Origin of the sequence: Pseudomonas sp. GM33 (assembly GCF_000282295.1) — a bacterium.
Lineage (GTDB): Bacteria > Pseudomonadota > Gammaproteobacteria > Pseudomonadales > Pseudomonadaceae > Aquipseudomonas > Aquipseudomonas laurylsulfatiphila.
In genome coordinates, this window is the sequence record NZ_AKJO01000178.1 from 1 (window position 1) to 7,924 (window position 7,924).

The following is a 7,924-nucleotide window of genomic DNA, read 5'->3' on the forward strand; positions in this document are numbered from 1 at the left end:
CCCCCGCCAGGTTCAGTGGCTCGCCGACCTGTCCGCGGCAGATGAGGTACACCAGCAACAGCAGCAACCCCACAATCGGCCCCGGCAGCACAGGCAGAAACAAATGATTGATCGCCGTACCGAGCAATTGGAACAGCACCAGCCACGTCAGGCCCCGTAACAACATCAAAGATCTCCCGCAAAATCCGTCACCCGCATTGGCTTGGCATTATAAGCATGCTCGCGCTATAGACCGGCATTCGCCAAAAGCATGGCCAGTTGACCGCGACGTTCAGCCATGTTGATCTAAAGTGGTAACCCGGGAGGTCAAATCCCCCCAACTCAAAACTATAAAACCGATGAACCCAAGGAGAGTCTCAATGCCCTATGTTCCAGTTGCAGAGCTCAAAGATTATGTCGGCAAGGAACTTGGACGTTCCGAATGGCTCACCATCGATCAGGACCGCATCAACCTGTTCGCCGAAGCCACAGGGGATTTTCAGTTCATCCACGTCGACCCGGTCAAGGCCGCGCAAACGCCATTTGGCAGCACTATCGCTCACGGCTTTCTGTCGTTGTCGCTGATTCCGAAGTTGATGGAAGACATCCTCGTCATGCCCCAAGGCTTGAAGATGGTGGTCAACTACGGCCTCGACAGCGTGCGTTTCATCCAGCCGGTCAAGGTCAATTCGCGGGTGCGGCTGAAGGTCGACCTGACCGAAGTCATCGAGAAGAAACCCGGCCAATGGCTGCTCAAGGCCACCACCACCCTGGAAATCGAAGGCTCGGACAAGCCGGCGTATATCGCCGAACCCCTGTCCCTGTGCTTCGTGTAAACCTTCCGGGATGCGAAGCAGCTCCTGCTGTTTCGCGCCCTCTTGCGGTACCTCGCCCTATATAAGGACACATGGCTGCGGCATACTCCCTCGCCTAATTGCCCGGAATCCGCTATGCGCCCACTTGCACTCCTTGCCTTGACCCTGATGCTCACCGCTTGCGGCGACGGCGAATCTCCTTTGCCCCCCGACGCACGCCTGCCGGACGGCGGACGCTATCGCGGTGACCTGGTCAATGGCTTGCTGCAAGGCAAGGGTCGCATCGACTACCCGAACGGCAGCTGGTACGCCGGCGAATTCGACAAAGGCCAGTGGCAGGGCCAGGGTGAATGGCACGGCAGCAATGGCGAAGTCTATCGCGGGCAGTTCAATCAGGGACTGTTCGACGGCCAGGGAGCACTGACCACCAACGCCAACAGCTACAGTGGCGGCTTCAAGGCTGGCCGCCGCGACGGCGAAGGCACGCTCAAAGAAAACGGCATGAGTTACCGCGGTGAATTCAAGGCCGATCAATACGCTGGGCTGGGTCGCCTCGAACTCGAAGACGGCAGCTCCTATCAGGGCCAGTTCGCCCACGGCAAACCCAACGGCGAGGGCCAGCGCGGTGACGGCAACGGCAATCAGTTCACCGGGCACTTTGTCGACGGCCAGCTGGAAGGCAACGGCACGTTCAACAGCGCCGATGGAGACATGTATGTCGGCAGCTTCAAGAACAATCAACTGCACGGCAAAGGCCGCTACGAAAACGCCGACGGCGATGTGTGGCTGGGTCAGTTCAAGGAAGGCTCGCTGAACGGCAAGGGCGAGCTGATCGGCACTGACGGCAGCCACTACATCGGCCACTTCAACGACTGGCGCTTTTCCGGCCAGGGCCGGCTGAACCTCGCAGACGGCAGCTTTTATACCGGCCAGTTCGACAACGACAGTTACCAAGGGCGTGGCACGCTGGTGCTGACCGACGGCACCGTGCTCAGCGGCACCTGGATCAATGGCCAGCGCGTGCGCGACGCCGAGGGCAAACTGTTGCCTGACACACTCGAGCTCGGCCTGCTGGCACAGGGGCACTTGCTAGACGCTGCGCTGGCCAACATTCCGCCCTCCACCCCGGCAGTGGAGCTGTATTCGTTGACCCTGGGCGGCGATGGCAAGCAAAGCGTGTTTCTGCGCGAATCCGACTACGTCGCCAATATGCTCTCCACCCGTTTCGGCGCCTTCGGCCAGATCCGCCTGGTGAACCATCGTGACCACCTCGCCGACCGCCCGATGGCTACCCGGGAGAACCTGCGTCGCGCGGCCCTGGCGCTGGCCGAACGCAGCGGTCCGGAAGACCTGATTTTCATCTACCTGACCAGCCATGGCACCAGCGAACACGAACTGGTACTGGACCAGCCGCGCATGGAACTGGCCGATCTGCCAGCCGACGAATTGGCCGCTGTTCTCGCCCCGCTGAAAAACCGCGACAAGGTCATCGTGATTTCGTCCTGCTACTCTGGCGGTTTCATTCCCGCACTCAAGGATGAACGGACCCTGATCATGACGGCCTCGCGGGCTGACCGCGTCTCCTTCGGCTGCTCGGAGGAGGCCAATTTCACCTACTTCGGCGATGCCCTGTTCGTCCAGGCCCTGAACCAGACCGATGATCTGGAACAAGCCTTCAAACGGGCCAAAGCCACTGTCGCCGAGCGTGAGCTGGCGGACGGCTTCGAAGCATCCGAACCACAAATCTGGGCACCGAAAACCGTCCTCTCGCACTGGCAACTATTGCGCAAACAACAGGCACGAAAAGCGTTGCAAAGTGCATCCATGCAAAGCAAGGATGCAAACAGCAACTAAGCTGAACAGTATCAAGGGAGAAACACTATGTACTTGACGCCTCAGCATGTGCTGCTCGCCGGAGCCACCGGTTTGACGGGTGAACACCTGCTCGATCGCTTGCTCAGCGAGCCAACGATTACTCGGGTATTGGCCCCCTCGCGCCGGCCACTGGCCAAACACCCGCACCTGGAAAACCCGGTCGGCGACCCGACGGCGTTCCTGCCACAACTGAACGGGCGGGTCGATATTGCCTATTGCTGCCTGGGCACCACGATCAAGCAAGCCGGCTCGGAGCAGGCGTTTCGCGCAGTGGACCTGGACATGGTGGTGGCATTCGCCAAGCGCGCACGGGAGATGGGCGCACGGCACCTGATCGTGATCAGTGCCCTGGGAGCCGATCGCCGATCCTCGATTTTCTACAACCGGGTCAAAGGCGAGATGGAGTACGCGTTGCGCGCGCAAGACTGGCCGCAGCTGACTATTTGCCGCCCTTCGCTGTTGCTGGGTGATCGCATTGAGCCGCGCCTGGCCGAAAAAGTCGCTGGCCCCTTGTCACGCCTGATCCCCGGTAAATACCACGGCATCGAAGCCTGCCAACTGGCCCGCGCCATGTGGCGTCTTGCGCTCGAAGAGCAGGATGGCGTGCGGATTGTCGAGTCGGATGAGTTGCGCAAACTCGGCAAATAATCCACGCGAGGGGGCTTGCCCCCGTTCGACTGCGTAGCAGTCGTAAATAGGGTACTTGCGGTGAATCAGAAAAATGGAGATGGCCGGTTTTGGGGCTGCTCCGCAGCCCAACGGGGGCAAGCCCCCTCGCCACAAAAGCGCGCTACACCTACAACCCTCCCGTTGCCTGAAAACTCACCCCGATCACCGTCAACACCGACAACGGCAACAGCAGTGTGTCGAGCAACGCACTGGCCGGCAGATCAACGCCCGGATAGCTCGGCGCTTGCGCGCCGAAACGGTCCATCGCGCAACAACCGCCATTCATCGCATACAAATCCAGCCGCGTCCCGGCGTACACCACCGGCGCCCCCGGCTTGGCCGCATCGAGGGTGCGCACCGTGGCGCACCCGGTCAATTGCAGCGCCAGCACCATCACCAGCAGCTTATTCATCGCTGGTCAGATGATGCTCGCCCCAACGCGGCAGCATGTCCTGAGGAATATTCAGCAGGTTAAGGATCCGTGCCACGACGAAATCGATCAGGTCATCGATGGTTTGCGGCTGATGATAAAAGCCCGGTGATGCCGGCAGGATTGTCACGCCCATGTTCGACAACTTGAGCATGTGCTCCAGGTGAATGCTCGAATATGGCGCCTCGCGAGGCACGATAATCAGCTGGCGACGCTCTTTGAGCGTCACATCGGCGGCACGCTCGATCAGATTGTTGCAGGCGCCGCTAGCGATCGCCGACAAGGTGCCAGTGGAGCACGGCACCACCACCATCGCCGCTGGCGCGCCGGAACCCGAGGCCACCGGCGACATCCAGTCTTCCCTGCCGTACACCCGAATCTGCCCGGCGACGGCTCCCGTGTATTCGGTGAGAAACGCCTGCATCATCTGCGGTTTGGATGGCAGCGTGACGTCGGTTTCGGTCGCCATCACCAACTGCGCAGCCCTGGAAATCAGGAAGTGTACTTCACGATCTTCCCGCACCAGGCAGTCGAGCAGGCGTAAACCGTACTGGGCGCCTGAAGCGCCGGTCATCGCCAGGGTGATGCGATCCGGGCCATTGTTCATTTGAGCGCCTCGGCCAACTTGCCGTGAAGGCCGCCGAAGCCGCCGTTGCTCATGATGACCACGTGAGTGCCGGGTTGGGCCTGGCTCTTCACACGATCGATGATGCCCTCAAGGGAATCGCTGACAATCGACGGTACAGTGCACAATGCCGCGGTGCCCGCCAGGTCCCAGCCGAGGTTGGCGGGTGCGTACCAGATCACCTGATCGGCATCGACCACGCTTTCCGGCAATCCGTCACGGTGCGCGCCAAGTTTCATGGAGTTGGAACGTGGCTCGATGATCGCGATCAACGGTGCATCGGCGATGCGCTTGCGCAGGCCGTCCAGCGTGGTGGCGATGGCGGTCGGGTGGTGAGCGAAGTCGTCATAAATGGTGATGCCACGGACTTCCGCGACTTTCTCCATCCGGCGTTTCACACTCTTGAAGGCGCTCAATGCGGCAGTGCCCATGGACGGCACCACGCCGACGTGGCGCGCAGCGGCCAAAGTGGCCAATGCATTGGCGACGTTGTGCTGGCCAGTCATGTCCCATTCGACCACACCCTGGGTGACGCCTTCGAACATCACTTCGAACTTCGAACCATCTTCACTGAGCAGTTTGACCTGCCACTGACCGCCAGCACCGGTGGTTTGCACCGGCGTCCAGCAGCCCATCTCGATAACGCGCTGCAACGCCGGCTCAGTGGTCGGATGAATCACCAGCCCTTCACTCGGGATGGTCCGTACCAGGTGATGGAACTGCCGCTCGATGGCCGGCAGGTCCGGGAAGATGTCCGCGTGATCGAACTCAAGGTTGTTCAGGATTGCGGTGCGCGGGCGGTAATGTACGAACTTGGAGCGCTTGTCGAAGAACGCACTGTCGTACTCGTCGGCTTCGATGACGAAGAAGGGGGTATCACCCAGGCGAGCGGACACCGAGAAGTTTTGCGGTACGCCGCCGATCAGGAAGCCCGGGGCCATGCCTGCATGCTCCAGCACCCAGGCCAGCATGCTGCTGGTGGTGGTCTTGCCGTGCGTACCGGCAACGGCCAGCACCCAACGACCTTGCAGCACGTGATCGGCCAGCCATTGCGGGCCGGACACATAAGGCAGGCCTTTGTTCAGCACATACTCCACGGCCGGGTTGCCCCGCGACATGGCGTTGCCGATCACCACCAGATCGGGGGCCGGATCAAGTTGCGCCGGGTCGTAGCCTTGGGTCAGCTCGATGCCCTGGGCTTGCAGTTGAGTACTCATCGGCGGATAGACGTTGGCATCGGAGCCGGTCACGTGATGGCCCAGCTCTTTGGCCAGAACCGCCATCGAGCCCATGAAAGTCCCGCAGATACCCAGAATATGAATGTGCATTAGTCGACCTCTTAAAACATGGCCGCAGGTTAGCGTAGGGTAGGGAAAATCGCACCTGATGTTTCAGATCTGAAGACGCCTTCGCGAGCAAGCCCGCTCCCACATTTTGCTCGGAGGTGTTCACACAGTTGTGTTCACTATAGAACCAAGGTGGGAGCGGGCTTGCTCGCGAATGGCCGCGACACGGTTTACCGGGCAATACCGTGTTTACGCAGCTTGCGATACAGGGTATTGCGACTGACCCCAAGCTGCTCCGCCGTATGCGTCATATGCCAGCGCGTCTGCTCCAGCGCACTGAGTAACGCCAGCCGCTCGGCATCCTCCAGCGGATGCTCCGATGGCTCCTCGACAGCCGGCGCCATCGCCGGCCTGGCCGAACGAATCATGGCCGGCAAATCTTCCAGACCGATCCGTCCGTCCTCACACAGGGCTGCCAGCGTACGCAACACATTTCGCAACTGGCGCACGTTGCCTGGCCAGGCAAATCCCAACAAAGCCTCGCGTGCCGGCCCGTCAATCAACACCGCTTCTCCGTGCGCCTCTTCGGCCAGTAAAAAATCGAGCAACTGCGATTTGTCACTGCGATCACGCAAAGCCGGCAGCGCGACTTCCAGCCCGTTGAGGCGGTAATACAAATCCTCGCGGAAGCTGCCGTCCTGCACGCGATCCAGTAAATTACGGTGGGTGGCACTGATGATCCGCACGTTAACCGCTTCTGGCTCGCCACCGATCGGCACCACCTGCCGGTCCTCAAGCACCCTGAGCAATCGCGTCTGCAGGGCCAGTGGCATGTCACCGATTTCATCAAGGAACAAGGTCCCGCCGTCGGCCTGTTGCAACTTGCCACGCATACCTTCCTTGCGTGCGCCGGTGAAGCTGCCGCCACGGTAACCGAACAGCTCGCTTTCGATCAGGCTCTCGGGAATGGCCGCGCAATTGAGAGCGACGAAGGCTTTTTCCGCCCGCTGGCTGGCGTGGTGCACCGCTTTGGCGAAGGCCTCCTTGCCGGACCCGGTTTCGCCGTTGATCAGCAGCGGCACGTCGCGCTCGTAGACGCGCAAGGCCTTGCGAAAATCCGCCTGCAAGGCCACATCATCCAGGCAAATGCCCGACAGGCGCGGTGCAGGTGCGGCCTTGGGAGCAGGCTCCATCGGAATCGGCAGTGACCGCCGCGCCTCGCCGCGCAATACCGCGAACAACTTGCGACCATCACGGGTACGCAATGGCCAACTGGCCGCGGCATTGATACTCGCCCGCCCCAGCAACTCATCGAGCGAGCAATCGAAAAACGCTTCCACCGGCTTACCCAGCAAGCCGCCGCGAATGTGTCCCAGCAGGTTCAGCGCACTCTGATTGACCGCGCTGATGCGCCCTTCTCCGTCGAACGCCAGCAACCCTTCGCTGAACAAACCGACGGACTCGGCCTGCAAGTGAAAACGCAGCAACCATTGATTGTCGAAGCAGCGCAGGAAGTAACAGCTCTCGATCATCTTCGCCGACAGATTGACCAGCGCCATGGTGTGGAACTGACTTTGCCGCGACACGTCACGCCGTGCCGACGATACGTCGAGCACCGCCAGCAATTCGCCATGGGGATCGAAGACCGGGCTCGCCGAGCAGGTCAGGCCGGTGTGGCGGCCGCGAAAGTGTTCGTCCTGATGGATGGTCAGCGACTGACGCTCCACCAGGCAGGTGCCGATGCCGTTTGTGCCTTCGCAGGCCTCGCTCCAGTCGGCACCGAGCCAGAGCCCGGCACGCTCGAAAATCTGTCGTTCGGCAGGCGCGGTGACGCAATTGAGGATCACGCCGCGGGCGTCGGTCAGCAGCACTGCATGGCCGGCACCGGAGAGTTGCTGGTGCAGGCTGGTCATTTCATTGCCAGCGATGTGCAGCACTTGCTGCAAGCGTTCGCGACTTTCGAGGACACGCCCATGCTCCAGCACCGTCGGTGCAATGCTCAGGGCCGGGTCGAGGTGATAGTCCTCAAGGCAGCGCAGCCAGGAGCGGGCGATGGACGGATCACTGCCAGGGCCATGCAAGTGGGCCTTGCCCTGAGTGACGGTCAGAACCTGCTGGGCATGGCGACTCAAATGGTTGTCGTGCATTTCTTATTGTTCTCCCCCCGAAAGGTTTACACGCTCCCTGTAGGAGCTGCCGCAGGCTGCGATCTTTTGATCTTGAAAAAAATCAAAGTCAAAAGATC

Annotated in this window: 7 protein-coding genes and 1 pseudogene; 3 read left to right on the plus strand and 5 right to left on the minus strand. The window is 60.8% G+C overall.

All coding sequences use genetic code 11. From position 1 onward, the window contains the following. Positions 1-166: pseudogene (locus tag PMI26_RS02945) on the minus strand (CidA/LrgA family protein); the annotation flags it as partial. A 193-nt stretch (positions 167-359) separates the two neighbouring features. On the opposite strand from PMI26_RS02945, the gene PMI26_RS02940 reads away from it, so the two are divergent. From PMI26_RS02940 to PMI26_RS02930, 3 genes are all read left to right on the plus strand, one after another. Then, positions 360-815, plus strand: coding sequence for a MaoC family dehydratase (locus PMI26_RS02940; protein WP_007979717.1), 456 nt, complete (start codon positions 360-362; stop codon positions 813-815). Positions 816-929: 114 nt separating this feature from the next. Further along, on the plus strand, positions 930-2,648 hold the full coding sequence (locus tag PMI26_RS02935; protein WP_007979720.1) for a C13 family peptidase: 1,719 nt from the start codon (positions 930-932) through the stop codon (positions 2,646-2,648). 27 nt (positions 2,649-2,675) lie between these two features. After that, the gene (locus PMI26_RS02930; RefSeq protein WP_007979721.1) at positions 2,676-3,317 is read left to right on the plus strand and encodes an oxidoreductase; all 642 of its coding nucleotides are present in this window, start codon (positions 2,676-2,678) and stop codon (positions 3,315-3,317) included. Between the two features lie 148 nt (positions 3,318-3,465). On the opposite strand, the gene PMI26_RS02925 is transcribed toward PMI26_RS02930, so the two are convergent. From PMI26_RS02925 to PMI26_RS02910, 4 genes are all read right to left on the minus strand, one after another. Beyond that, the gene (locus tag PMI26_RS02925) at positions 3,466-3,750 is read right to left on the minus strand and encodes a YceK/YidQ family lipoprotein (protein WP_007979723.1); all 285 of its coding nucleotides are present in this window, start codon (positions 3,748-3,750) and stop codon (positions 3,466-3,468) included. After that, a complete protein-coding gene (ubiX, locus tag PMI26_RS02920) occupies positions 3,743-4,375 on the minus strand; it encodes a flavin prenyltransferase UbiX (RefSeq protein ID WP_007979725.1) in 633 nt (210 codons plus the stop codon). Before ubiX ends, PMI26_RS02925 begins: the two co-directional genes overlap by 8 nt. Then, positions 4,372-5,721 carry a UDP-N-acetylmuramate:L-alanyl-gamma-D-glutamyl-meso-diaminopimelate ligase gene (gene mpl / locus PMI26_RS02915; protein WP_007979726.1) on the minus strand — a complete coding sequence of 450 codons (1,350 nt, stop codon included), beginning with the start codon at positions 5,719-5,721 and terminating at the stop codon, positions 4,372-4,374. Before mpl ends, ubiX begins: the two co-directional genes overlap by 4 nt. Positions 5,722-5,909: 188 nt before the next feature. Then, positions 5,910-7,826 carry a sigma-54-dependent Fis family transcriptional regulator gene (locus PMI26_RS02910; protein ID WP_007979728.1) on the minus strand — a complete coding sequence of 639 codons (1,917 nt, stop codon included), beginning with the start codon at positions 7,824-7,826 and terminating at the stop codon, positions 5,910-5,912. Positions 7,827-7,924 lie beyond the last annotated feature (98 nt).